Origin of the sequence: Bradyrhizobium sp. CCBAU 53340 (genome assembly GCF_015291645.1) — a bacterium.
Lineage (GTDB): Bacteria > Pseudomonadota > Alphaproteobacteria > Rhizobiales > Xanthobacteraceae > Bradyrhizobium.
Map to the genome: position 1 here is coordinate 6,138,321 of NZ_CP030055.1, position 25,540 is coordinate 6,163,860.

Sequence of the window (25,540 nt, forward strand, 5' to 3'; positions counted from 1 at the left end):
AGATTGCGGTCGGCCCCTGCCTGCCGATTTGCCAGGAGGCCCCATGTTCGACGCCCCGTTCGACGTCTTTGCAGTGATCTTTGCGATCGTCGCGTTCCTGATCGCGCTGAAGGCGTCGAACCAGACGACCGAGCTGCGCCGGCGCCTGGGCTCGCTGGAGGCCGCGCTGCAGGCGCAGCGACAGGTCCGACCACCCCCGCCGCTGCCTGTGCAGGAGCAGGTGAGCACGCCCGCAACAGAGCCGCCGCCGCTTGTGCCCGAGCCCGAGGCAGAGGTCGCCGCACTGCCGCCGACCGTCACCGAAGAAGCTTCACCGCCCCCGCTGGAAGCGACCACCGAAGCAAGCACCTCAGCCGAGGCGCCGCCGCTACCGTTGCCCGCGCCTGCCCCCGGTTTCGAGGAAAGGCTCGGCACGCGCTGGGTGGTGTGGATCGGCGGCCTTGCGCTCGCGCTCGGCGGCTTCTTCATGGTGCGCTATTCGATCGAGGCCGGCCTTCTCGGCCCCGGCGTGCGCGTGTTCCTCGGCGGCCTGTTCGCGGCCGCGCTGCTGGGCGCCGGCGAGTGGACGCGGCGCAAGGAGAGCATCTCGAGCATTGCAGCGCTGCCGATCGCCAACATTCCCGCGATCCTCACCGCGGCTGGAACAGCGGTCGCGTTCGCAACCGTGTATGCGGCCTACGCGCTCTATGGCTTCCTCGTGCCCGCCACCGCCTTCGTGCTGCTCGGCATCGTCGCGATGGGCACGCTCGCGGCAGCATTGCTGCACGGGCCGGCGCTCGCCGGCCTTGGCGTGGTCGGCGCCTTCGCGACGCCGGTGCTCGTCTCCAGCGGCAAGCCGGACTATTGGGCGCTTTATGTCTATCTCGCCATCGTGACCGCCGCGAGCTTTGGTCTCGCCCGCATCAGACTGTGGCGCTGGCTCGCGGTCACGTCCATCGTCTTCGCCGTGCTCTGGATCTTCCCGGGACTCGATACCGGTGACCTGCACGTCGCGCCGCATGCGTTCCATGTGATATCAGGCTTCGTGCTGGCCGCACTGCTCGTGGTCTGCGGCTTCATGTTCGGCCCTGATATCGAGGACGGACAGATTGAGCCGGTCTCGTCGAGCGCGCTCGGCGCCTATCTGTTCGGCGCGATGCTGATCGTATTGTCGAGCGCGCATGCCGATCTTTCGCTGATTGCCTTCACCCTGCTTGTTGCGGCGACGCTGTTCGTCGCCTGGCGCGCGGACGCCGCGGTTGGCGCGCTGGGTGCTGCTGCCGCAACCGTGTTCATCGTGTTCGCCGAATGGGCCGTCCGCGCCAATCCTGATATGCTGGTGCTGCCGGGCGGCCCGATGCCGGGCATCACGCCGACCGCGATCGATAGCGCCGTGACGCAGCACCTTGTAATGGCCGCGATCTTTGCTGCCGGCTTCGGCACCGCCGGCTTCTTCGCGCAAGGACGCTCGCATTCGGCGATCATGCCCGTGGTGTGGTCGGCAGCAGGTGTCGCGACGCCAATCGCGATCCTCATCGCGCTCTACGCCCGCATTGCCCATCTCGACCGGTCGATCCCGTTCGCGATTCTCGCCGTGCTGCTCGCCGCCGCCTTTGGCTTTGCGACGGAAACACTGACCCGCCGCGAAACCCGGCCGGGCCTTGCGATCTCGACGGCGCTGTTTGCGACCGGCACGCTCGGCGCGCTGGCGCTGGCGCTGACCTTCGCGCTGGAGAAGGGCTGGCTGACCATCGCGCTGGCGCTGATGTCGCTCGGCACCGCCTGGATCGCGCTGCAGCGGCCGATCCCATTCCTCCGCTGGCTTGCCGCGATCTTCGCCGGCATCGTCACCGCGCGCATCCTCTATGATCCGCGCATCGTCGGCGATGCCGTCGGCACCACGCCGATTCTGAACTGGCTGCTGTGGGGCTATGGCGTGCCCGCGGCCTCGTTCTGGGCGGCGAGCCACTTCCTGCGCCGCAGGGGCGACGATGCGCCGCTGCGCATGGTGGAATCCGCCGCGATCCTGTTCACCGCGCTGCTCGCCTTCATGGAGGTCCGCCATTTCGCAACCGGCGGCGATATGATCGCATCGCCCTCACTGCTCGAAGCCGCGCTGCAGGTCTGCGTGGCGCTCGCGATGGCGATCGGATTGGAACGTTTGCGGCTACGCAGCCACAGCATCGTGCACAATGTCGGGGCGATCGTCCTCACGGCGATCGCCGGGCTCATCAGCGTGTTCGGCCTGCTGATCCTGGAGAACCCGCTGCTGTGGCGCATCGATGTCGGCGGCGTCGTGTTCAACCTGTTGCTGCTCGGCTACGCGCTGCCGGCTGTGCTGATGCTGCTGCTCGCCTACGCCGTAGCCGGCGAGCGCGGCAAGGTCTACGCGAATACGATCGCGGGCGCGGCTCTCGTGTTTGCGCTGGCTTACGTCACGCTGGAGATCCGCCGCTTCTATCACGGCCCGTTCCTCACCAGCGGCGAGACCACGGGGGCGGAGCAATACACTTATTCGATCGGCTGGCTCGCTTTCGGCGTCGTGCTGCTCGGCACCGGCATTCTCGTCGGCTCCGAGCGGGCCCGGCTGGCCTCTGCCGCCGTGATCGCATTGACGATCCTGAAGGCCTTCGTGATCGACATGTCGACCCTGACAGGCGTCTATCGGGCGCTGTCGTTCATGGGCCTCGGCATCGTACTGGTCGCGATCGGCTGGCTCTACCAGCGCATCCTGTTCCGGCGGCATGTCACGCCACCGCCGGCTCCGCAGACGGGCAGTTGACCATCAGGCCGCGCGGACCGATTCCAGGAATTGCGCGACCTCGACCTTGAGGCGCGTGCTGTCGGTCGCCAGCGATTTCGCCGCCGAGAGCACCTCACCCGAGGCCTCGCCGGTCTCGATCGCACCGCGTTGCACGTCGGTGATGTTCGAGGAGACCTCCTGGGTGCCGACCGAGGCCTGCTGGACGTTGCGGGAGATCTCCTGCGTCGCCGCGCCCTGCTCCTCGACTGCGGCGGCAATCGCCGCCGATACCTCGGACAACCGTTCGATGGTGCCGCCGATCTCCTGGATGGCACTGACGGATTCCTGCGTTGCGGCCTGGATGCCCGAGACCTGCGCCCCGATCTCGCCGGTCGCCTTCGCGGTCTGCTCGGCCAGCGCCTTGACTTCGGACGCGACCACCGCGAAGCCGCGGCCGGCTTCGCCGGCGCGCGCCGCCTCGATGGTCGCGTTCAGCGCCAGCAGATTGGTCTGGCCCGCGATGCTGTTGATGAGCTCGACGACATCGCCGATGCGAGCGGCGGCCTGCGACAACTCGTTGACGCGCGCGTTGGTCCGCGTTGCCTGTTCCACGGCCTCCGCCGCCATCCGTGCGGAGTCCTGCACCCGTCGGCTGATCTCGGTGATCGAGGAGGACAGTTCCTCCGAAGCGGATGCCACAGCCTGCACGTTGGTGGATGCCTCTTCGGAAGCTGCGGCCACGACGGTCGCCAGCTCTTGTCCGCGCCGCGCCGTGTTGGTCAGCGTCGATGCGGAGGCCTCGAGCTCGGTCGAAGCCGACGACACGGTCCCAACGACCTCGCCGATCATCGCTTCGAACCTGCGGGTGATGGCATCGACGCGGCGGCCGCGTTCGATCTTGGCTTCAGCGTCGGCTGCGGCGGCCTCGTCGGCGGCCTTCTTGGCGATCAGCGCCTCCTTAAAGATCTGGAGGGCATCGGCCATCGATCCGATCTCGGTCTTCTCGCCACGATGGGGCACCTCGGCCGAGAGATCGCCCTCGCCGAGCGACTGCATCGGCTTGATGATGGACGCAATACCGCGCGAGACGTCGCGGACGAGATAGTAGGCAGCGCCAATCGCGATCACCACCGAAAGAACGATGATGCCAACCAGCACGCGGAAGATGGTGGCGTAGCTGTCAGCGGCCTGCTTCGTTTCCAGCTCGGCGCCGTGGTTGTTCAGTTCGATGCCCTTCTGGAGCAAGGGATCCGCCGCTTGGGCCATCTTCGCGACTTTGGTCTGTAACATCTCGTTGGCCTCGGTCGGGAACTTGCCGGGGCTCTTGCGCGACAGCGCCATCGTCTCCTGAACCCCGATCAGGTATTCCGCCCACGCCTTGGTCCACTGTTCGTAGATCGAGCGCTCCTCTGGCGAGGTGATCAGGCCTTCATAGCTCTTGCGGGTCTTCTCAATGCGCTCGCGCAGCGGAGCCATGCGCTTCTCCGCGGCGTCCTTGCCCTCAATGCTCTCCTGCATCAGGTGTAGACGAAGGACAACGCGCAGTTCGTTGATGTCGGCGCGCATCGAGCCGAGCGCGCGCACGCTCGGCAGCCAGCTCTCGGCGATCTCGACAGTATGGGAATTGATGTTCTGCATCGTGCCGATCGCCACGACGCCGACACCGGCGAGCGAGAGCACGAGGACCGACAGCACGGTTAGAAGTTTGAAGACGATCGACAACTTCGACATCACGACAAATCCCGATGATACGCACAAATCAGCCGCGCCGCGTCCGCTAAGACGGACGGAGGCGGAAATCATTTCCGACAATCCTGGCTGGTTCTTATCCGGTAAGATTGCGCCCATAGTTGCAAACAGGCGTTAACAAGAACCTAGAGGAACTACGGATTTGCCGGTCTCTTAGCTTGGCTGCAACCATTCGCTGCAATTGCCCGGGCGTCGCGCAATGGCACGCACCAGCACACCGCGCCGCAGCGCAACATTGGCGCAGGCGGCGCTCAGGCCGCACGCACCGAATCCAGGAAACGCGCGACCTCGCTCTTCAGCCGGTTGCTCTCCTGCGACAGCGATTGCGCCGCCGAATGCACCTGCGCCGAGGCCGCCCCGGTCTCGCCCGCGCCGCGCTGGACCTCGCCGATATTCGCCGACACGTCCGAGGTGCCCTGCGCGGCATGCTGGATGTTGCGGGAGATCTCCCGCGTCGCCGCGCGCGACGAGATCTTCCAGATGCGCCAGCACGGAGCCCTCATGGGCCTGCTTCGTCTTGTCGGACAGAACGCCCATACCGCCGCCCGTCATCAACCGCTCCATCTCATCGAAATCGCGATTGATCGGGCCGACCAAGTCGGCATGCGCCTTGGCATAGCTCTCGTTGTGGCGCTGCTCAAAATTCTTCTCGTCGCGACGGGCCTCCAGCATCTCGATCGTGAGCTGCTTGTTGAGGTCGGTGATGGCGCGAGCGCGGTTGGCAACATCTCGGGAAGCGTCCTGGGAGACAGTGCCCATCTCGTAGATCGCACCGAAGGCGATCAGACCGACGAGGCCGAAGCGTCCGATCGCCATGACCTTGTGGGTCAGACGGATGGAAAGGCCCCTCATGAAGGTGCTCCACAACGCTCAAGACGCAATACAGATGGGCGAATCAGTGCCCCGGAATATTGCGGGGATCATGCCTGCGGCGCTTTTCCGGAAGGTTAACCCTGCGTCGTCGTGGTCGCGGCGCCGCAATATGCCGGCGCCATCTCCGCACAATCGCGCGGCGATGCAGATTCGTGTCTGTCGAGCATATCGCCGTCAGGCGGCGCGAACAGTGCCGAGAAACTTGTCGACCTCGAGCTTGAGGCGATTGCTATCGCCGGACAGCATCTGGGCCGCCGATAGCACTTGCGACGACGCCGAGCCAGTCTCGCTCGCCCCGCGCTGCACCTCGGTGATGTTGGACGACACCTGCTGGGTACCCTGGGCAGCCTGCGCCACGTTGCGGGAGATCTCCTGCGTCGCTGCGCCCTGCTCCTCGACGGCAGCGGCAATGGTCGAGGAAATCTCGGACAGTCTTTCGATGGTGTCGCTGATGTCCTTGATGGCGCCAACCGATTCCTGCGTTGCGGTCTGGATGCCGGCGATTTGCTGACCGATCTCGCCGGTGGCCTTCGCCGTCTGCTCGGCCAGCGCCTTGACTTCGGAGGCGACGACGGCAAAACCTCTGCCGGCTTCGCCTGCGCGCGCCGCCTCGATCGTGGCGTTGAGCGCCAGGAGGTTGGTCTGACCCGCAATGGTATTGATCAGCTCGACCACGTCGCCGATGCGCGTCGCGGCCTTGGACAATTCGCTTACGCGCTCGGTGGTGGTGCGGGCCTGGCCGACCGCCTCGCTCGCCACGCGCGCGGATTCCTGCACCTGACGGCTGATCTCCGTGATCGAGGACGACAGCTCCTCGGTCGCAGAAGCCACCGACTGCACATTGGTGGAAGCCTCCTCCGAGGCCGCCGCGACCACGGTGGTGAGCCGTTGTGCGCGCTCGGCAGTCGAGGTCAGCGTCGTGGCGGAGGCTTCCAGTTCGGCCGAAGCCGACGAAACCGTGCCGACGATCTCGCCGACGGCACCTTCGAAGCCGTCGGCGAGCCTGTGCATCTCCAGCTTGCGCTGCTCGGCCGCGATCTGATCCTGCCGCATCTTGGCTTCGGCCTCCTCGCGCGCCTTCCGCTCGGACACGATCTTGAATTTCTCGACGGCACCGGCAACCTCGCCGACCTCGTCCTTGCGGCCTAGTCCGGGCAACACCACGGAGAAGTCGCCCCCGGCGAGCTTCTCCATCGCGACCGTCAGCGCGCGCATGGGCCGTGCAATGCTGAAGACGGAGAAGATGCACGCACCGATCAGGAGCAACGCGACCAGCACGCCCGTGACGAACGACGTCTGCGCGACCGAGGCGGCTTCTGCTTCCGCCGCGGCTCGAGCATTGGCGCTACTCTGCTTGGCAAAATTGATGATCTGGTCAGCCAGCACGGAGATCTCTTCGTTGATCGGCGCCAGCGTTTCCTTGCGGATACGATCGACCTCGGCGCTCAGCTTGGCGAATTGCGCGGCCGCTTCGCCGTCCTTCTTGCCGTCGATCGCCAGCTCCTGCTTGCGGATTGCCTCGATCTGCTGTTCGCCCTTGCCGAAATTGCCGACGAGCTCGGTCAGGCGATCGATCCGCTTGCGGTTTTCCGCCGAGCGCGAGAGCTTGGCCATTTCGGCCGCGAACTGCAGCGCCGCAGTGCGGCGATCGTTGAAAAAGGTGGCGGCCTTCTGCATCTCGGCCGGCGATGATGATGTCAGAATGTCGCGAATGCCGATCTGCATCCCGCGCACCGACGCCTTCGCTTCGGCGGCATTTTGCGCAATCGTCTGCTGTCCCGCTGCTCCGTTGCCGAGCTTCTGGACCTCGGCACCTCCGCGCATCTGGAGGACGATCATCAGCGCCACGAGACAGATGGTGAGCGCCGAGGTGACGGCGAGCTTGGTGCCAATTCGCAGATTCTGGATGAACATCATTGCAGTATTCCCCGGATACGCATTGCCGCGCCAAAGCACGTCAAGATCCTGGGAAAGCTAATCCGCAGGTACCTCATTAAGGTTAAACGCCTGCGCTCGCGCGTCGGTAGAAATACGGACAATGCTGCCGGGATCGCCGAATTTGCACAGCTCTCGCGTGCAAGGAATTGCCGTTTCGCGGATCTGCTGAGAACGTCTTCGTTAACGCTGGTCCGCCTTGGCGTTCGTGTCAGTGCAGCACAGGGCCTCGCCGACCAGGCTGATGCGAAACACCGGCTCCTTGCTCTCGTCGAGCAGCTCCATGCTCCACTTCGCGTTCGGCTTCAGATTGCGCGCGATGCTCCCGAGCAGATTGGCACAGACCTCTGTCATCTCGGTCCAGGCCGCGATGCGATCCTCGAATTCGTACGGCTGATCGGCGGCGCCGGAATAGCGACCAGAGCTGATGCGGAAGAAATACAGCGACATCGTTGAACCCTTGCGTAGGGCCGCCCCCCGGCCGTCACGCAGGCTGGGGCGCCAGTCGCTACCAAGGCATAAAAACCGCAGGCCGTATGACTACGGCGCCGCGGCTTCGCCGTGCGATGCGTTCGTCAAGGACGGGTAAATTGGGCGCGCAGTTGCTGCTGCACGTCACTCGGTCGAGCGGCGCAATTCCAGCGGGCTTTCGTTCTTCGCCGGCTCGGACTTCGCTCCCGACTTCACAGGCTCGATCCGGCTGCTCTCGACCCGCGGCGTCTCGACGCGCGCGGCGACTTCGGTGCTCGGGGCATTGATCGAACCGGTCTGCTCGGGCGCCCGCAGCGAGCGGGGGCGCGCAACCGCGCGCGCCATCAGCATCTGGTTGCCGCCCTGGTGATGGAAGTCGCAATAGGCGAAGCCCATGCCGGACACCGAGCCGCGGAAGCTGCGATCGTCGGTCTTTTCCAGGTTGAAACAAGGCTCGAACGGAATGCCCTTGATCGAGGCGCAGACGCTCTGGCCGCGGATCTGGAGCGTGTTGCCGGGCAGGCGGAGATGGCGCACGGGGCCTGAGCCGGAGAATTGCACCGCGCCGGCGGCGCCGAGATCGTCGAGGATCCGGCCTGCACCGCGGGTGCCGTCGAAACAGGTGAAGGCGAACACTTTGCCGGCGACGAAGCGTCTTGCCTCATCCGCGTTCATACTGCCAGCCAAGGCGACGGCCGGCGCAAACGTCACGACTGCCGTGACAGCCCCCAACACAATACGCGCAAGCATGCTCAACTCCGAACTAACCCCCGCAGCGGGCGATGCCTTATCTCTTTACCCGCTGCTTACCATACTAACCATGGCGACATTGAAGCAGCTTGGTTGGTAAAGTCTGAACGCCGTTAGACAATTTTTACTACGATGCGGCCGCGGACCTGGCCGGCCAGGATTTTCGCGCCCCATTCCGGAACTTCGCCGAGTGGAATTTCCGTAGTAATTTCAGATAGTTTTGTCCGATCAAGGTCGGAGGCGAGGCGCTGCCAGGCGGCTTTTCGCGGTGGAAGCGGGCACATCACGGAATCGATGCCGAGAAGGCACACTCCGCGCAAAATGAAGGGTGCGACGGAAGACGGCAGGTCCATGCCGGCCGCGAGACCGCACGCGGCGATGGCGCCGCCGTACTTGGTCATCGACAGGAGATTCGCAAGCGTGGTCGAGCCGACGCTGTCGACGCCGCCCGCCCAGCGCTCTTTAGCAAGGGGCTTTGCTGGGCCCGACAACTCGTTGCGGTCGATCACCTCGGCTGCGCCAAGGCTCTTCAGGTAATCGGCCTCGGAGGCGCGGCCAGTCGAGGCGATGACGTGGTAGCCGAGCCGGGACAGAACGGCGATGGCGACCGAGCCGACGCCGCCGGCCGCGCCGGTCACGACCACCGGGCCGCTCTTCGGCGACAGGCCGTGCTTCTCCAGCGCCAGCACCGAGAGCATCGCGGTGAAGCCGGCGGTGCCGATCGCCATGGCATCACGCGCCGACAGGCCCTGCGGCAGGGCGACCAGCCAGTCACCCTTCACCCGCGCCTTCTCGGCATAGGCGCCGAGATGGGTCTCGCCCATGCCCCAGCCGGTGCAGACGACCTTGTCACCCGCCTTCCACGCGGGATGGGAGGATTGCTCGACCATACCGGCGAAATCGATACCGGCGATCATCGGGAAGCGGCGCACCACCGGCGCCTTGCCTGTCAGCGCGAGGCCGTCCTTGTAGTTCAGCGTCGAATATTCCACGCGGACGGTGACGTCGCCCTCCATCAGCTCGGCTTCGTCGAACTGCGTGAGCTGCGCGGTGGTGCCCTTGTCCGCCTTGTCGATCCTGATCGCCTTGAATGTGGCCACGGCTTGAACTCCCTGACTTGTTTGACCGGGATGTTTAGCCGATCAGGCAGGCTGTGCAACCGCTCGTGCGACCGGCTTCTCCACGATGGGGAGGTTGATCAGCGCCGAGAGCACGCCGAACAGGATCGAGAGCCACCAGATCGGCGTATAGGACCCGAATTTCTCGAAGACGATGCCCCCGAGCCAGACGCCGAGGAAGCCGCCGACCTGATGGCTGACGAAGGCGAAGCCATAGAGCGTGGCGAGCCAGCGCGTGCCGAACATCAGCGCCACCAGCGCGGAGGTCGGCGGCACCGTCGACAGCCAGGTCAGGCCGGAGATCGCGCCGAATGCGATGGCCGAGAACGGCGTGATCGGGAACGAGATGAAGGCGAGCGTTGCCAGCGCACGGGTGAAATAGATGGTCGAGAGGATGTAGCGCTTCGGCAAGCTATTCTGCAGATAGCCGACACTGAGCGAGCCCATGATGTTGAACAGGCCGATCGCCGCGATCACCCAGCCGCCGGTTTGCGTCGAGATGCCGCGATCGACCAGGAACGCCGGCAGATGCACGGTGATGAAGGCAAGCTGGAAGCCGCAGGTGAAGAAGCCGAGCACCAGCAGCACGTAGGAGCGGTGGCCGAAGGCTTCTGCCAGCGCCTTGGTGATGGTCTGTTCATCCGCAGGCGCCGCGTTTGTCGTGCTCGTGACCGGCGGCGTCGAGATTACCAGCGACAGCGGAATGATCAGGAGCATCAGGAAGCCGAATACGGTGAGCGCCTGCTGCCAGCCGAAATTGTCAATCAGCGCGACGCCGATCGGCGCGAACAGGAACTGGCCGAGCGAGCCCGCCGCAGTGCCGGCGCCGAGCGCAAGGCCGCGCTTCTCAGCCGGCAGGAGCTTGGTGAACGCCGACAGCACCAGGTTGAACGAGCAGCCGGCAAGACCAAAGCCGACCATGACGCCCGCGCCGATGTTGAGCGACATCGGCGTCGACGAATAACGCATCAAGAGAAGACCACCGGCATAGAGCAGCGCGCCGACGCACATCACGCGGAACAAGCCGAAGCGATCGGCGACCGCGCCGGCGAACGGCTGGCCCAATCCCCACAACAGATTCTGAAAGGCGATGGCGAGGCCGAAAACGTCGCGGCCCCAGGAAAATTCATGGCTCATCGGCTGCACGAAGAAACCCAGCGCCGAGCGCGGACCGAAGCCGAGCATGCCGATCGCGCAACCGCAGAAGATGATGACGGCCGGGGTGCGCCAGTTGGAGGAACGTGAGGCCGGACCGAGTTCGCCCGCTTGTATCGACATGGTGCTCCTCCTCGCCCTCTTGCGGACTGCAAATCGGCGGCCGCCGTTGAGCCGTTTAATGCAAATGCATGAAAATCAAAAATCAAAAATGATTGCGTTCCACGAAGGGCTCCTGCGGGAGCTTTGCGTTTCACGGTGCTGTCCGGCGCAACTGGACCTGACGAAATTGTGTGCGGCGAGACCTAGCGGGTTTTCGAACCGCGTGTTATCTTGGATTTGCTCAGATTGAGTATATATAGCCCAGGCGAAACCCTCCGGCCTTTCGGCGGGATTTCTCAGGCGTCATATATACTCACAATGAGCATAAATGACACGCGCGGGAGGCTTCGATGCCAATCATTGAAATTTACGGCCCTGACGATCTTGCAGACCGGCCGCCGGGCCAAACCACCTCTTCCCCTGCCGCACCGGCGCGAACCGGACCCGCGCGACAGATGCCCTCGCTGGAATGGACTCCAGAGGTGGAGCGGGCCACCGCGCCGATCTACGAGCGTGTCAGGCACGTGATCCCGCCGATCGAGTGGCCGCTGATGGCGCCGACGATCCACGCAATCAACCAGCTCAAGCGCGCGCGCAACGCGGTCATCCTCGCACACAACTACCAGGCGCCGGAGATCTTTCATGGCGTCGCCGACATCGGCGGCGATTCGCTCCAGCTCGCCGTCGAGGCCACCAAGGTGAAGGCCGACATCATCGTCCAGTGCGGCGTGCACTTCATGGCGGAGACGTCGAAGCTGCTCAACCCGGACAAGACGGTGCTGATCCCTGATACACGTGCCGGCTGCTCGCTGGCCGCCAGTATTACCGGCGCCGACGTCCGCCTCCTCCGCGAAAAATTTCCCGGCGTGCCTGTGGTCGCTTACGTCAACACCTCCGCGGAGGTGAAGGCCGAGGTCGACATCTGCTGCACGTCTTCGAATGCGGTGCAGGTGGTAGAGAGCCTGAACGCGCCAAGCGTGATCTTCCTGCCCGACCGCTATCTGGCGACCTATGTCGCCTCGAAGACCGACGTGAAGATCATCGCCTGGAAGGGCGCGTGCGAGGTGCATGAGCGCTTCACCGGCGAGGAGCTGCGCGCCTTCCGCAACGCCGATCCCTCCGTGCAGATCATCGCGCATCCGGAATGCCCGCCTGATGTGCTGGCGGAGGCCGACTTCACCGGCTCGACCGCGCACATGATCAACTGGGTCCGCGCCAGGCGCCCGAAGCGCCTGGTGATGATCACGGAATGCTCGATGGCCGACAATGTGCGCGCCGAGCTGCCCGACGTGGAGATGCTGCGTCCCTGCAATCTCTGCCCGCACATGAAGCGCATCACCCTGTCCAACATTCTCGAGAGCCTGCTGACGCTGGGTGAGGAAGTCACGATCGATCCGGCGCTTGCGGAACGGGCGCGGCGCTCGGTCGAGCGGATGATCAATTTGAAGAATTGAGGGCGAGCAACACACACAGCCGTCGTCCCGGCGAAGGCCGGGACGACGGCTGAGAAACTTGGAAAGAGCCATGACAACAACCAACATCCACAACCTCACCCGCTCCACCGACGACGTCGTCATCGTCGGCGGCGGCCTCGCCGGATTGTTCTGCGCACTGAAGCTTGCGCCGCGGCCGGTGACGCTGATCTCGGCCGCACCGCTCGGACAGGGCGCCTCCTCCGCATGGGCGCAAGGCGGAATCGCGGCCGCTGTGGCCGAAGGCGATACTCCCGAAGCGCATGCCGCGGATACCATCGCGGTCGGCGGCGGCATCGTCGATGAAGCGGTCGCGCTTGGCATCGCGCGCGAGGCGGGCGTGCGGATTCACGATTTGCTCGCCTATGGCGTGCCGTTCGACCGCGATCTCGAAGGCCGGCTTGCCGTGGGACGGGAAGCCGCGCATTCGGCGCGCCGCATCGTGCATGTGCGCGGCGACGGCGCGGGCGCGGCGATCATCGCCGCGCTGAGCGAGGCCGTGCGCCGCACGCCGTCGATCCGCTTGATCGAAGGTTTTGTCGCCGAAGCGCTGCTGACCGAGGACAGCGCGGTCACCGGACTTCATCTGCGCGAAGCCGGCAAGTTTGCAGCAAAGCCGGTGGTGATCGCCTCGCGCGCGGTCGTGCTCGCGACCGGCGGTATCGGCCATCTCTACGCCGTCACCACCAATCCGGCCGAGGCCAATGGATCGGGCCTTGCGATCGCAGCCCGCGCCGGCGCCGTGATTGCCGATCCCGAATTCGTGCAGTTCCACCCGACCGCGATCATGGTCGGCCGCGACCCGGCACCACTCGCAACCGAGGCACTGCGCGGCGAAGGCGCCACGTTGATCAACAGCGAGGGCGATCGCTTCATGCGCGCGCAGCATCCGCTCGCCGAGCTCGCACCACGCGACATCGTGGCCCGTGGCGTCTTCGCCGAGATCGCAGCAGGGCGCGGCGCCTTCCTCGATGCGCGGCAAGCGCTCGGCACACGCTTCGCCGAGAAATTCCCGACGGTGCATGCAAGCTGCATCGCCGCCGGTATCAATCCGGCAACGCAAATCATCCCGATCGCGCCGGCCGTGCATTATCACATGGGCGGCATCGCGGTGGACGCACGTGGCCGCAGCTCGATCGACGGGCTCTGGGCCGGCGGTGAGGTCTCGTCCACCGGCATGCATGGCGCCAACCGGCTTGCGTCGAATTCGCTGCTCGAAGCTGTGGTCTATGCCGCGCGCATCGCCGACGACATCGCTGGCCGGGCGATCCCCTCGCCTGCCCGCCTCCCCGAAGCGCTGGTGACGCCGCGCGGCGGTGCGCCGGATGCAGCCACACTAAAGCATCTGCGCATGATGATGAGCGCGCATGTCGGCGTGATCCGCGATCGTGACGGGCTTGCGGAGGCCGTACGCAGCTTCGCCGCACTCGAGCACACGGCCACCAGCACCGTCGTCCGCAACATGGCGACAGCGGCACTGCTCGTGGCATCCGCTGCGTGGAGCCGGCGCGAGAGCCGCGGCGCACACTTCCGCTCTGACCATCCTGCGGATGTGCCCGCGCTGGCACAGAGAACGATGACGACGCTCGCAGCCGCGCGCGAGGTTGCGGATGAACTCACTGCCCGTTCAGCACCGCGAATCGCGCAAACGATGATTGCCTGAAGGAAATCCCATGATCACCCCGACCTCCCTGCTCTATCCCGACGCCTTCCTCTCGCCCCTTGCCATCGACGAAGCCGTGCATCGCGCACTCGATGAGGATCTCGGCCGCGCCGGCGACATCACATCGTTCGCGACGATCCCTGAGGCGACCAAGGCGCAGGCGGTCCTGGTCGCGCGTCAGGCCGGCATCATCTCCGGCCTGCCGCTCGCGCTGGCGACGCTGCAACGACTATCGCCCGACATCGAGGTGCGCGCGCATGTCCGCGACGCCGCGCGCGTGGTCCGCGGGCAGCAGGTGCTCACGATCTCCGGCCCCGCTCGCGCCATTCTCACCGCGGAACGGACCACACTGAATTTCGTCGGCCGCCTCTCGGGAGTCGCCACGCTCACGGCCGACTACGTCGCACGCACCGAGGGCACCAAGATGCGCATCTGCTGCACGCGAAAGACCACGCCTGGATTGCGCGCGCTGGAGAAATACGCGGTGCGTTGCGGCGGCGGCTTCAACCACCGCTTCGGTCTCGACGATGCCATCCTGATCAAGGATAATCACATCGCGGTCGCCGGCGGCATCCGCCCCGTGCTGGAGCGCGCCCGCGCCCATGCCGGCCATCTGGTCAAGATCGAAATCGAGGTGGATACGCTGGCGCAGCTGCGCGACGTGCTCGCCACGGACCTCGCCGATGCGGTGCTGCTCGACAACATGGACATCGCGACGCTGCGCGAGGCTGTGCGAATGGTGGAGGGCCGCCTGAAGCTGGAAGCCTCCGGCGGCGTCACGCCGGACTCGATTGCGGCAATCGCCGCGACCGGTGTCGACTACGCTTCATCGGGCGCGCTGACGCATTCGGCGCCGAATTTCGACTGCGCTCTGGATATCGAGATGTGAGAGGAGGAGGCACCGAAGCTTCCTCAGCGTCATGGCCGGGCTTCGTCCCGGCCATCCACGTCTCGCCACGCCGCACGAAGAACGTGGATGCCCGGGACAAGCCCGGGCACGACGACCGTTTGCTAAGACGCCTACCGCCGCTCGGTCACGCCCATCTCGGCAGAGCTCTTGGCCTCCTGGACGAGCTCGGCCGAGAGCGCGGCGGTCTGCGCCGGCGTGCCCCAGCTCGGCTCCTCGCTACCGTCGCCCCAATTGCGCGGCCTGTAGAAGGTGTGCACGCCGAATTTGTACATCTTCTTCATCTCGGCGACCCAGGACGGGCGCACCCAATAGGCGTGGTAGTGCGTCGACTTGCCGACCTCGGGCAACCAGATCTGGCCGTCGAGCATCGCCTTCGAGATCTTCTTGGCGCGCTCCCACATCTCGGGCTCGCGGATCACGTCGGGATTGTTGTCGCAGGCGAAGGTGAACTGGCAGGCGAAGTGACGATACTTGTTCTGGTAGACCACGCCGCACACCGTATCGGGATATTTGCCGGAAAATACGCGGTTCATCACGACCTGAGCGACCGCGATCTGGCCACGCACGGCCTCGCCGCGGGATTCGAAATAGACCGCCTCGGCAAGGCACTTTTCCGACTTCGCACGTGACTTCTCGTCCAGCGCCAGGCGCTCGGCCGGCGATTTGGAACGCTGGTTGTCGGCGTTGACCTCGCCCTTCGGCGCAACGCTCTCGCCGCTCTCGGTCGCGTTTCCGACATCCTCGTTCGGCGGCGACAGCGAGGTCAGCTTCATGTCGGGATCGGGCATCACGATCAACGGCTCGGCGCCCGGCTGCCAGCTCTCGATGCTCTCGATGGCGCCACCGAGCGAGGAGCTGCCGAAGAACAGGTTCGAGGTCTTGACGCTGAAAGGATCGCGCGGCGGAGCGGCGACCGCCGCCTGCTTCGGTGCGTTGAGCGGCTGGGCTGCGAAGGACAGCGCATTGTCGTCGGCCTTCGGCGGATTGGCATATTGCGGCAGCGGCGGTGCGCGCATCGCCTCCTGGAGCTCCGGGTCGAGCGCTGCTGCGGATTCCGGCGACATCGCCTGCGGCTGCGCGACGGGGAGCTGAACGGTTTTGGCGCCGAACACGGAACTATTCGAGGTCGCGGGATCCTGCTGCGCGGGCACATCGGCCGGCGCAGGCGTCTCCGGCACTGGCGCCGGCGTCACGATGGCGAGACGGTCGCCCTTCAGCGCGCGATCGACCTTGGGGAAATCGGAGGCCTGGTAGCGCGTCGGCGTCTGAAGCGCCGGGTTACGCGGGATCGAGCCGGTGACGTCGCGGCCATCGAGGCTTGCGAGACGCACCATCGCGCTTTGCGGCGCAGACGTCCCGATCGGGCGCGAGAAACTGTAAGTAGCGAGTTGGATGGACGAAGCCGCAGAGAACACCTGCTTCTGCCAGCGCTCGGCGACGCCGGGCTGACGCGCCAGCAGCGAGCCTATGTCCTGATAGCCGATCTCTCGCGGCATCAGCGCGAAGACCAGGAGACCTAGTCCGAAGGACGCGAACCGCGCGCCCTTCGGATGGTTACGCAACACTGACATCGATACGCTCACGCTACGCTTACGCCAGTTTCGACCGAACCCAGTGCATCCGTGCAATTCGATCTTTATCGTGAGTATCTAATTTAGGTTGCTGGGGCGTTAATCGGCGTTGCGCGCAGGGCACACTCAAGCGACGTCAGGTGTTTTCACGGAGCGATGCTGCGCATTGGTAAATGCGGGCTCATCTGAAGCGGTAAACAATCGGTCAACGCGAATGGTGAAGGAACTCTAGATGGCGCGTATCAATACGGGACGCGCGCGGTTCCCTCCTTTGTCATTGCAAGCAGACGCCTGTATTTCACCGTCACCCTGAGGTGGCCGCTTCTTCAGCGGCCCTCGAAGGGCGACGGCCCGGCTGCATCTCGGCCGCTTCATCCTTCGAGGCTCCCGACACGGCGCTGCGCACCGCGCCGCTCAGGATGACGGAGCAAACAGCTGCGCGAACTCAATCACCGTGTGATCGCCTCAAATGAAAAGAGGCGGAGCCAAGCCCCGCCTCTTCCGCATCTCGTGTATATCGCCTCGGCTTACGCCTGGCTCGCAATCGCCTTGCCGAGCGCAGCCTGCGCCGCGGCAAGCCGCGCGATCGGCACGCGGTAGGGCGAGCAGGAGACGTAGTTGAGGCCGATGTTGTGGCAGAACGCGACAGACGCCGGATCGCCGCCGTGCTCGCCGCAGATGCCGACCTTGAGCGAGGGCCGCGTCTTGCGACCGCGCGCGACGCCGATCTTGACGAGCTCACCGACGCCTTCCTGGTCGAGCGCGATGAAGGGATCGACCGAGAGGATGCCCTTCGCCACGTACGGACCGAGGAAGCTCGCCGCATCGTCACGGCTGATGCCGTAGGTCGTCTGCGTCAAATCGTTGGTCCCGAACGAGAAGAACTCAGCGCTCTCCGCGATCTCGGCCGCGAGCAGGCACGCGCGCGGCAGCTCGATCATGGTACCGACCTGATAGGCGATCTTGGTGTTGGTCTCGCGCATCACCGACTTCGCGGTAGCATCGATCCGCGCCTTGACCAGATCGAGCTCGGCCTTGGTCGCAATCAGCGGCACCATGACCTCGAGGCCGACAGCCTTGCCGGTGCGCCTCTCGGCTTCGACTGCAGCCTCGAAGATCGCCCGTGCCTGCATCTCGGCGATTTCAGGATAGGCGATCGCGATGCGGCAGCCGCGGAAGCCGAGCATCGGATTGAACTCCGACAGCTCGCGCGCACGGTCGGCCAAACGCCGCGGATCGGTGTTCATGGCGCGCGCCACTTCCTCGACCTCGGCATGGGTGTGCGGCAGGAACTCATGCAGCGGCGGGTCGAGCAGACGGATCGTGACGGGCAGCCCCTTCATGATCTCGAACAGCTCGACGAAGTCGGCGCGCTGCATCGGCAGCAGCTTGGCCAGCGCCGCACGGCGCGACTGCTCGTCCTCGGAGAGGATCATCTCGCGTACCGTGCGGATGCGGGTCTCCTCGAAGAACATGTGCTCGGTGCGGCAGAGGCCGATGCCTTCGGCGCCGAACTTGATCGCGGTGCGGGCGTCGTCAGGCGTGTCGCCGTTGACGCGGACGCCGATCTTGCGGACCTGGTCGGCCCAGTTCATCAGCGTGCCGAACTCGCCTGACAATTCCGGCTCGATCATCGGCATGCGGCCGGCCAGCACCTGACCGAGCGAACCGTCGATGGTGATGACGTCGCCGGCCTTGAAGGTGCGCGAGCCGATGCTCATGGTGCCGCGGCCGTAATCGACGCGGATGGTGCCGCAGCCGGAGACGCAGGGCTTGCCCATGCCGCGCGCGACCACCGCCGCGTGCGAGGTCATGCCCCCGCGGGTGGTCAAAATGCCTTCGGCGGCGTGCATGCCATGGATGTCTTCCGGGCTGGTCTCGATGCGGACCAGAATCACCTTGCGCCCGTCGCCCTGGAGCTTGGCGGCTTCGTCCGACGAGAACACGATCTCGCCGGAGGCCGCACCAGGCGAGGCCGGCAGGCCGGTCGCGATCACGTCGCGCTTGGCGTTGGGATCGATGGTCGGATGCAAGAGCTGGTCGAGCGAGGCCGGGTCGATCCGCGTCACCGCTTCCTTCTTGCTGATCAGGCCCTCATTGGCGAGCTCGACCGCGATGCGCAGCGCCGCCTTCGCGGTGCGCTTGCCGCCGCGGGTCTGCAGCATCCACAGCTTGCCCTGCTCGACCGTGAACTCCATGTCCTGCATGTCACGGTAGTGCTTCTCGAGCAGCGTGTAGATCCGCGTCAGCTCCTTGAAGGCCTCGGGCATTGCCGATTCCATCGACGCCTTGTCGGAGCCCGACTCTTTCCGCGCCTCTTCGGTGATGTCCTGTGGCGTGCGGATGCCCGCCACCACGTCCTCACCTTGTGCGTTGATCAGGAACTCGCCGTACAGCTTGCTCTCGCCGGTCGAGGGGTTGCGGGTGAACGCGACGCCGGTCGCCGAGGTCTCGCCCATGTTGCCGAACACCATGGCCTGCACGTTGACCGCGGTGCCCCAGGATTCCGGAATGTCGTGCAGCTTGCGGTAGGTCACCGCGCGCGCGTTCATCCAGGACGAAAACACCGCGCCGACCGCGCCCCAGAGCTGGTCGTGCGGGTCCTGCGGGAATTCCTTGCCGGTCTCGCGCGCAACCGCGTCCTTGTACTTGCCAACCAGCTCAACCCAGTCCTCGGCCGACAGGTCGGTGTCGAGCGTGTAGCCCTGGCTGTCCTTGAAGGTGTCGAGGATTTCCTCGAAGTGATGATGCTCGAAACCGAGCACCACGTCGGAATACATCGTGATGAAGCGGCGATAGCTGTCATAGGCGAAGCGACGGTCACCTGACAGTTCCGATAGTGCTTCCACCGTCTGGTCGTTGAGACCGAGATTGAGCACGGTGTCCATCATGCCCGGCATCGAGGCGCGCGCGCCTGATCGTACGGAGACGAGCAGCGGGTTCTTGGTGTCGCCGAACACCTTGCCGGTCAATTTGCCGACATAGTCCAGCGCCTTCTCAACCTGCGACTGCAATTCCTTCGGATAGGATTTGTCGTGGGCGTAAAAATAAGTGCAGACCGAGGTCGGGATGGTGAAGCCCGGAGGCACTGGCAGGCCGAGATTGGCCATCTCGGCGAGGTTCGCACCCTTGCCGCCGAGCAGGTCACGCATCTCCGTGCGGCCCTCGGCCTTGCCATCGCCGAAAGTGAAGACCCACTTATTGGCGGGAATCTTGGCTGCTGCGCTCTTGGCTGCTGCGCTTTTGGCCGGAGCAGCTTTCGCGGCGACCTTCGGCGCGGCCTGCTTGGTCGCAGCCTTCGCAGCCGGCTTGGCCGCCGGCTTCGAGACCGGCTTAACAGCCGGCTTGGCACCGGCCTTGGCTACCGGCTTCGGAACGCTCTTCACGGCGCTCTTGGGGAGCGCCTTGCGCGCCGCCGGTGCGGCTTTCGCCTTGGCGGAGGGCTTTGATTTCGCTGCAGTTTTATTCGGCTTCGAGGCGGCTTTGGCCATAGCTTGCACACAACCTGCGAGAGGGACGGGAAATTGCGGGCCTTACACCATTTTGGGCGGGCCCGCGCAAGTCAGAGTTCCGGAAAATGAAGGCCTAGAGATGGAGCCACTTCAACAATCCGAGCCCGATCGCACCATTGAGGATGAGAAAGATCGCCACGATGAAGTTGAGAAGGCGCGGCATGATCAGGATGAGAACGCCCGCAAGCAGCGACAGGAGCGGCGAGATGTGGGCGACGGTGAGGTGCATGAATTATCTTTCCGTGGGATGAGGCGAATCGCGGCGGGATGATAGCGGAGCCGGTTTCGCCCGTAGAGACGCACAAGGACTGATCCCGGTTCCCGGCTTCGCGAAAACTGCCCGAAATTGCCGCGTATGCGGCAAGGCTTTTTCCGGAACATCACGCGCAGCGCAGCATTGGCAACCGGTCGCGCCAGTGGCGCTTCCCCGTCAAGCCACGTCGAAGGAGTTGTCCATGCGAAACAGGATTCTCGCCCTTGCAGCGCTCGCGGCCGCGATTGGCTCGCCCGTCGCAGCGCAGGCGCAAACCGGGATCACAGTGGGACGCGCGCCGGCTGTGGTCGATAGCGGTCCGACGATTGCAGTCGAGCAGCGGCCGGCTTTCCGTGACTATGTCATCGAGCAGCGAGTCCCTGCCTTCAGCATTCCCGATCGCGTCGTGGTCGGTGCCACCTTACCTGAAACCGGCATCACCTATTATGACGTGCCGCAACGTTTCGGCGCCACGACCTATCGCTACACGGTCGTGAACGGCGAGACGGTGCTGGTCGAGCCGCGCTCGCGGCGCATCGTCGAGGTGATGGACTAGGACATGTTGCCGTTCAACTAGATGTCCGGCGCGCCACATCAATCAGGCTGGCGCTAGCAGTGTAATCGGACATCAGGCCCCGCCCGGTCTTCCCCCCGCCGGGCGGGGCATTTTTTTGTGTCCCGGGCAAGCAAAGCGCGACCCGGGACCCAGAAGCCGCGAGCAAGCGGCCAGCATGGGCCCCGGCTCTGCAGCGCACCGCTCAAGAAGCGCTGCGCTGCGTCCGGGGCACGAGAGCGTCTCTTACCGCGCCTCAATCCTGGATCTTCGAGAAGTCCGCCACCGCACGCGTGGCGCTGCGGATCTCGTTCAGCAGCTTCAGGCGGTTCTCGCGCACCTTGGCATCGTCGTCATTGACGCGGACCTTGTCGAAGAACGCATCGACCGGCGAACGCAACTTCGCCATCGCGCTCATCGCTGCGGCAAATTCTTCCTTGGCGACGGCGGCACTCGCTTCCGCCTTCACCTCGCCGATCGCCTTGGCCAGCGCCTTCTCCTCACCAAGACTGTAGAGCGCGGCATCCGGCGCGCCGTCGAACGTGCGCTTGTCCTTCTTCTCCTCGATCGAGAGGATGTTGCTGGCGCGCTTGGTGCCGGCGAGCAGGTTCTTGCCGTCGTCGGACTCCAGGAGCTTGCCGAGCGCATCGACGCGGCGGACGATCATCAGCAGGTCGTCCTGGCCGCCGAGTGCGAACACCGCATCGACGAGATCGTGGCGCGCGCCCTGCTCGCGCAGCTGAACTTTCAGGCGGTCAGCGAAGAAGGCAAGCAGATCGCTCGGGAGCTTCTCGGCATCCGCAGCTTTCACTGCCAGGCCGGCGAGCGCAGACGCAGCCATCTTCATCAGTGACAGACGCAGCGCGTTCTCGGCGATCAAGCGGATGACACCGAGCGCCGCACGGCGCAGCGCATACGGGTCCTTCGATCCCGTCGGCTTCTCGTCGATGGCCCAGAAGCCGACGAGTGTATCGATCTTGTCGGCGAGCGCCACGGCAACGCTGACCGGGTCGGTCGGCACGCGATCCGCAGGCCCCTGCGGCTTGTAGTGCTCCTCGCAGGCGGCGGCGACCGAAGCGTCCTCGCCCTGGGCCAGCGCGTAGTACCTGCCCATCAGGCCCTGCACCTCAGGGAATTCGCCGACGACTTCGGTGAGCAGATCCGCCTTGGCGAGATGCGCGGCGCGCGTGGCCTTGGCGACATCGGCACCGACCAGCGGTGCGATCCCGGCAGCCAATCGCTCGATGCGCATGATGCGCGCGGCCTGGGTGCCGAGCTTTTCGTGGAACACGATCTGCTCGAACTTCGGCAGCCGATCCTCGAGCCTGGTCTTCAGATCGGTCTCGTAGAAGAATTTCGCGTCCGACAGCCGCGCGCGGATCACGCGCTCGTTGCCGCCAATGATGGTCTTGCCGCCGTCGGTGGCCTCGATGTTGGCGACCAGGATGAACTTGCTCGCGAGCTTGCCCGTCTTGGGGTCGCGCACCACGAAACATTTCTGGTTGTTGCGGATGGTGGCGCGGATCACCTCGCCGGGCGTCTTCAAGAACTCCGGCTCGAACGAGCCCATCAGCACGACCGGCCATTCGACGAGGCCCGAGACTTCGTCGAGCAGGTTCTGGTCCTCGACGAGCTCAAAGCCTTGCGCGAAGGCAAGCTGCTTGGCGTCGGTCAGGATTGCGTCCTTGCGCCTGTCAGGATCGAGCACGACCTTGGCGTCGAGCAGCTTGGCCTCGTAATCCTCGAAGCGGCGCACCGAAATCGCCGACGGCGCCAGGAAGCGATGGCCGTAGGTGGTCTGGCCGGCCTCGATCCCGTCCACCGAGAATTTTACGACATCGGGCTCTTCGGTCTCGAGGCCGAAGGTCGCGGTGATCGCGTGCAGCGGACGCACCCAGCTCAGCGAGCCGGGCTTGCCCGAGCGTGCGCCCCAGCGCATCGATTTCGGCCAGGGGAAGGTTCTGATGATCACGGGCAGGATTTCCGCGAGCACGTCGATCGCATCGCGGCCGGGCTTCTCGATCAACCCGATGTAGAAATCACCCTTGGGGTCGCGCTGGATCTTGGCTTCGTCCAGCGATTTCAGGCCGGTCGCTTTCAGAAAGCCTTGCACGGCCGCATCCGGCGCGCCGACTTTCGGGCCACGGCGTTCGGTCTTCAGATCAGGCTGGCGCGCGGGAATGCCGTGCACAGTCAGCGCAAGACGGCGCGGCGTCGCGAAGGCTTTCGCGCCCTCATAGACCAGGCCTTCGGCGACGAGCTTGTCGGTGACCAGGCGGCGCAGATCGTCGGCCGCCTTGGCCTGCATGCGCGCGGGGATCTCTTCCGAGAACAGTTCAAGCAAAAGATCGGGCATCAGGCCACTCCGCCCGCTTCAGTATGGGTCCAGGCTTCGCCACAGGCCTTGGCCAGCTCGCGCACGCGAAGAATGTAGCTCTGTCGCTCGGTCACGGAGATCACGCCGCGCGCGTCGAGCAGGTTGAAAACGTGGCTCGCCTTGATGCACTGATCATAGGCGGGAAGCGCCATCAGGTGCTCCTTGCGGTTACCTTCGCGCCAGCCGGATTCGAGATATTTCCGGCAAGCGGCTTCCGCCATCTTGAACTGCTCGAACAGCATCGCGGTGTCGGCGATCTCGAAATTGTGCCGCGAATATTCGCGCTCGGCCTGCAGGAAGACGTCGCCATAGGTGACCTTCTGGTCACCGTCGCGGCCATTGAAGTTGAGATCGTAGACGCGGTCGACACCCTGCACATACATCGCGAGGCGCTCGAGCCCGTAGGTGAGCTCGCCCGCAACAGGCGCGCATTCGAAGCCGGCGACCTGCTGGAAGTAAGTGAACTGGCTCACTTCCATGCCGTCGCACCAGCACTCCCAGCCGAGACCCCAGGCACCCAGCGTCGGGCTCTCCCAATCGTCCTCGACGAAGCGGATGTCATGAACGGCGGAATCGATGCCGATCGCGGCGAGCGACTTCAGGTACAGGTCCTGAAGGTTCGGCGGCGACGGCTTCATGATCACCTGGAACTGGTAGTAGTGCTGCATCCGGTTCGGGTTCTCGCCGTAGCGGCCGTCCTTGGGCCGGCGCGAGGGCTGCACATAGGCCGCGTTCCAGGGCTTCGGGCCGAGCGCGCGTAGCGTGGTCGCCGGATGGAAGGTACCCGCACCCATTTCCATGTCGTAGGGCTGCAGGATCACGCAGCCCTGCTCGGCCCAGAACCGCTGGAGCGCGAGGATGAAGCCCTGGAACGAGCGTTCCGGGCGCATATGGTCGGGCAAGGAATCCATCGTCAGATCAGGCTCTCGCGGGGGGTTTGAATCGCGCGGGACCGTATCGACGGCGGGGATGGGAATCAAGGCAAAGGGGGCGGATTCGGGCCGATCCTGGCAGAAGGCCGTAGGGTGGGCAAAGGCGCCCTTGCGCCGTGCCCACCATCTTTCCGGGACTTTCCGATGCTGGTGGGGTGGGCACGCTTCGCTTTGCCCACCCTACGGCACCTGTTACCCCGGCCTATACGCTCCGGTCACGGGGTCACGCTTCAGCGTCTGGATATTCCCCATATGGGCGGCCTCGGCGACGCGCGACAGGCGCATCTCCTCGAGCTCCTCGTTGATCCTGAGTGCGGTCTTGTAGGCCCAGCGGACCACGGCAAGCCCGCCCAGGACGCCCGCGAATGCGACGAACGGCGGCATCGGTCGATCCTTGTGTAGTGCTCTCAGCCCCCACGCGCATATTCGCGCAGTCCGGGCTGCGCCGCAATTGGCTCGGCACGGACCAAATGGCGCGGGAAGACTGAACCTAGAACCCGAATTTCGCCCAAATCGCCCGTGTCTCGACCGCCGAGATCAGCTCATCCGGCAACCCGGCCATTGATTCCATGGCCGAAAGCTGACCCGCGCCGGGCGATTTCCGCCCGAGCAGGCTGGACAGCAGCCCGGTCGGCTGTGCGATCACGGGGGTGAGAACCTTCTCACCATAACGGGCACGAAGAGTTGAGCGGAGATCGCCGATGCCATCGGCGAGCCCAAGCGCGATCGAGGTCTCGCCGGCCCAGTACTCGCCGGTGAACAGGGTGTCGTCGGCGCCCTTCAGCCTGGTACCGCGGCTCTCCTTCACCAGCGCGATGAAGATCTGGTGGATCTCGCGCTGAAGTGCCTTCAGCTTGGCGACGTCATCAGGATTTTCGGGCAGGAACGGATCGAGCATCGCCTTGTGGGCGCCGGCCGTGTAGAGGCGCCGCTCGATGCCGAGCCGCTTGATCGCCTCCTGGAAACCGAAGCTGCCGCCGACCACACCGATCGAACCGAGGATCGAGCATGGATCGCAGAAAATCTCGTCGCCCGCGCAGGCGATCATGTAGCCGCCGGAGGCCGCGACGTCCTCGACGAACACCAGCACGGGCAGCTTCTTCTCCGTCGCGAGCTGCTTGATGCGCAGATAGATCTGGCGCGACTGCACCGGCGATCCGCCGGGCGAATTAATCACCAGCGCGACCGCCTTGGCGTGCCGGTATGAAAACGCCCGCTCCAGCACGCGGGCGACGCCCGCCAGCGTCATGCCCGGACGCAGCGGCGTCACCGCGCCGATGACACCTGACAGTCGCACCACCGGCACCACCGCGGCACCGGGGCGGAAGCGCGCCGGCAGATATTGCATGAGCTTGTCGGCCAGGCCGGAATTCTCGCGATCGTTTAATTGTTCGGCCATGCCGTCACCTCTGGTTAACCTTT

General features: G+C 65.0%; 19 protein-coding genes and 1 pseudogene. 6 read left to right on the forward strand and 14 right to left on the reverse strand.

Annotation, left to right across the window (positions count from 1 at the left end):
- Nucleotides 1-43: 43 nt before the first annotated feature.
- Nucleotides 44-2,761: a DUF2339 domain-containing protein gene (locus XH89_RS29045; protein WP_194463779.1), complete on the forward strand. Its 2,718-nt coding sequence runs from the start codon at nucleotides 44-46 to the stop codon at nucleotides 2,759-2,761.
- A gap of 3 nt (nucleotides 2,762-2,764) precedes the next feature.
- Here the strand turns inward: XH89_RS29045 and XH89_RS29050 are convergent, their stop codons facing one another.
- Together XH89_RS29050 and XH89_RS41415 are read right to left on the reverse strand one after the other, a co-directional pair.
- Complete coding sequence (locus tag XH89_RS29050; RefSeq protein ID WP_194463780.1) at nucleotides 2,765-4,453, reverse strand: methyl-accepting chemotaxis protein; 1,689 nt, start codon at nucleotides 4,451-4,453, stop codon at nucleotides 2,765-2,767.
- A 269-nt stretch (nucleotides 4,454-4,722) separates the two neighbouring features.
- Nucleotides 4,723-4,932, reverse strand: a pseudogene (locus tag XH89_RS41415) (methyl-accepting chemotaxis protein); the annotation flags it as partial.
- A 40-nt stretch (nucleotides 4,933-4,972) separates the two neighbouring features.
- On the opposite strand from XH89_RS41415, the gene XH89_RS41420 reads away from it, so the two are divergent.
- Complete coding sequence (locus tag XH89_RS41420; protein WP_246767644.1) at nucleotides 4,973-5,422, forward strand: hypothetical protein; 450 nt, start codon at nucleotides 4,973-4,975, stop codon at nucleotides 5,420-5,422.
- 96 nt (nucleotides 5,423-5,518) lie between these two features.
- Here XH89_RS41420 and XH89_RS29060 read toward each other — a convergent pair whose 3' ends face one another.
- The 5 genes from XH89_RS29060 to XH89_RS29080 all read right to left on the reverse strand — a co-directional run bounded on the left by XH89_RS29060 (nucleotide 5,519) and on the right by XH89_RS29080 (nucleotide 10,896).
- A complete protein-coding gene (locus XH89_RS29060) occupies nucleotides 5,519-7,261 on the reverse strand; it encodes a methyl-accepting chemotaxis protein (RefSeq protein ID WP_194463781.1) in 1,743 nt (580 codons plus the stop codon).
- A gap of 201 nt (nucleotides 7,262-7,462) precedes the next feature.
- A complete protein-coding gene (locus XH89_RS29065) occupies nucleotides 7,463-7,729 on the reverse strand; it encodes a hypothetical protein (protein WP_194463782.1) in 267 nt (88 codons plus the stop codon).
- A gap of 165 nt (nucleotides 7,730-7,894) precedes the next feature.
- Complete coding sequence (locus XH89_RS29070; protein ID WP_194463783.1) at nucleotides 7,895-8,500, reverse strand: hypothetical protein; 606 nt, start codon at nucleotides 8,498-8,500, stop codon at nucleotides 7,895-7,897.
- A 113-nt stretch (nucleotides 8,501-8,613) separates the two neighbouring features.
- Nucleotides 8,614-9,600: an MDR family oxidoreductase gene (locus XH89_RS29075; RefSeq protein ID WP_194463784.1), complete on the reverse strand. Its 987-nt coding sequence runs from the start codon at nucleotides 9,598-9,600 to the stop codon at nucleotides 8,614-8,616.
- 42 nt (nucleotides 9,601-9,642) lie between these two features.
- On the reverse strand, nucleotides 9,643-10,896 hold the full coding sequence (locus XH89_RS29080) for an MFS transporter (RefSeq protein WP_194463785.1): 1,254 nt from the start codon (nucleotides 10,894-10,896) through the stop codon (nucleotides 9,643-9,645).
- Nucleotides 10,897-11,225: 329 nt separating this feature from the next.
- Between XH89_RS29080 and nadA the strand changes: the two genes are divergently transcribed.
- The 3 genes from nadA to nadC all read left to right on the forward strand — a co-directional run bounded on the left by nadA (nucleotide 11,226) and on the right by nadC (nucleotide 14,899).
- Nucleotides 11,226-12,329 (forward strand): quinolinate synthase NadA, encoded by a 1,104-nt coding sequence (nadA, locus tag XH89_RS29085; RefSeq protein WP_194463786.1) that lies wholly within the window; start codon nucleotides 11,226-11,228, stop codon nucleotides 12,327-12,329.
- Nucleotides 12,330-12,399: 70 nt separating this feature from the next.
- A complete protein-coding gene (locus XH89_RS29090) occupies nucleotides 12,400-14,010 on the forward strand; it encodes an L-aspartate oxidase (protein ID WP_194463787.1) in 1,611 nt (536 codons plus the stop codon).
- A 10-nt stretch (nucleotides 14,011-14,020) separates the two neighbouring features.
- Nucleotides 14,021-14,899 carry a carboxylating nicotinate-nucleotide diphosphorylase gene (gene nadC / locus XH89_RS29095; RefSeq protein WP_194463788.1) on the forward strand — a complete coding sequence of 293 codons (879 nt, stop codon included), beginning with the start codon at nucleotides 14,021-14,023 and terminating at the stop codon, nucleotides 14,897-14,899.
- Between the two features lie 131 nt (nucleotides 14,900-15,030).
- Here the strand turns inward: nadC and XH89_RS29100 are convergent, their stop codons facing one another.
- The 3 genes from XH89_RS29100 to XH89_RS29110 all read right to left on the reverse strand — a co-directional run bounded on the left by XH89_RS29100 (nucleotide 15,031) and on the right by XH89_RS29110 (nucleotide 20,232).
- Nucleotides 15,031-16,491, reverse strand: coding sequence for a cell wall hydrolase (locus XH89_RS29100; protein WP_194463789.1), 1,461 nt, complete (start codon nucleotides 16,489-16,491; stop codon nucleotides 15,031-15,033).
- Between the two features lie 527 nt (nucleotides 16,492-17,018).
- Entirely contained in the window at nucleotides 17,019-19,982 is a 2,964-nt protein-coding gene (gene ppdK / locus XH89_RS29105) for a pyruvate, phosphate dikinase (RefSeq protein ID WP_194463790.1), read from the reverse strand.
- Between the two features lie 94 nt (nucleotides 19,983-20,076).
- Nucleotides 20,077-20,232, reverse strand: a complete 156-nt coding sequence (locus XH89_RS29110) for a DUF3096 domain-containing protein (protein ID WP_128953280.1) — start codon at nucleotides 20,230-20,232, stop codon at nucleotides 20,077-20,079.
- A 226-nt stretch (nucleotides 20,233-20,458) separates the two neighbouring features.
- Between XH89_RS29110 and XH89_RS29115 the strand changes: the two genes are divergently transcribed.
- Nucleotides 20,459-20,812 (forward strand): DUF1236 domain-containing protein, encoded by a 354-nt coding sequence (locus XH89_RS29115; protein ID WP_194463791.1) that lies wholly within the window; start codon nucleotides 20,459-20,461, stop codon nucleotides 20,810-20,812.
- Nucleotides 20,813-21,065: 253 nt separating this feature from the next.
- On the opposite strand, the gene glyS is transcribed toward XH89_RS29115, so the two are convergent.
- The 4 genes from glyS to XH89_RS29135 form a co-directional block, all read right to left on the reverse strand.
- Entirely contained in the window at nucleotides 21,066-23,165 is a 2,100-nt protein-coding gene (gene glyS, locus XH89_RS29120; RefSeq protein WP_194463792.1) for a glycine--tRNA ligase subunit beta, read from the reverse strand.
- On the reverse strand, nucleotides 23,165-24,097 hold the full coding sequence (locus XH89_RS29125; RefSeq protein WP_194463793.1) for a glycine--tRNA ligase subunit alpha: 933 nt from the start codon (nucleotides 24,095-24,097) through the stop codon (nucleotides 23,165-23,167). The genes glyS and XH89_RS29125 overlap by 1 nt, the downstream gene beginning before the upstream one ends.
- A 213-nt stretch (nucleotides 24,098-24,310) precedes the next feature.
- Complete coding sequence (locus XH89_RS29130) at nucleotides 24,311-24,502, reverse strand: hypothetical protein (protein WP_128953284.1); 192 nt, start codon at nucleotides 24,500-24,502, stop codon at nucleotides 24,311-24,313.
- Between the two features lie 106 nt (nucleotides 24,503-24,608).
- Nucleotides 24,609-25,517: a S49 family peptidase gene (locus XH89_RS29135; RefSeq protein ID WP_194463794.1), complete on the reverse strand. Its 909-nt coding sequence runs from the start codon at nucleotides 25,515-25,517 to the stop codon at nucleotides 24,609-24,611.
- Nucleotides 25,518-25,540 lie beyond the last annotated feature (23 nt).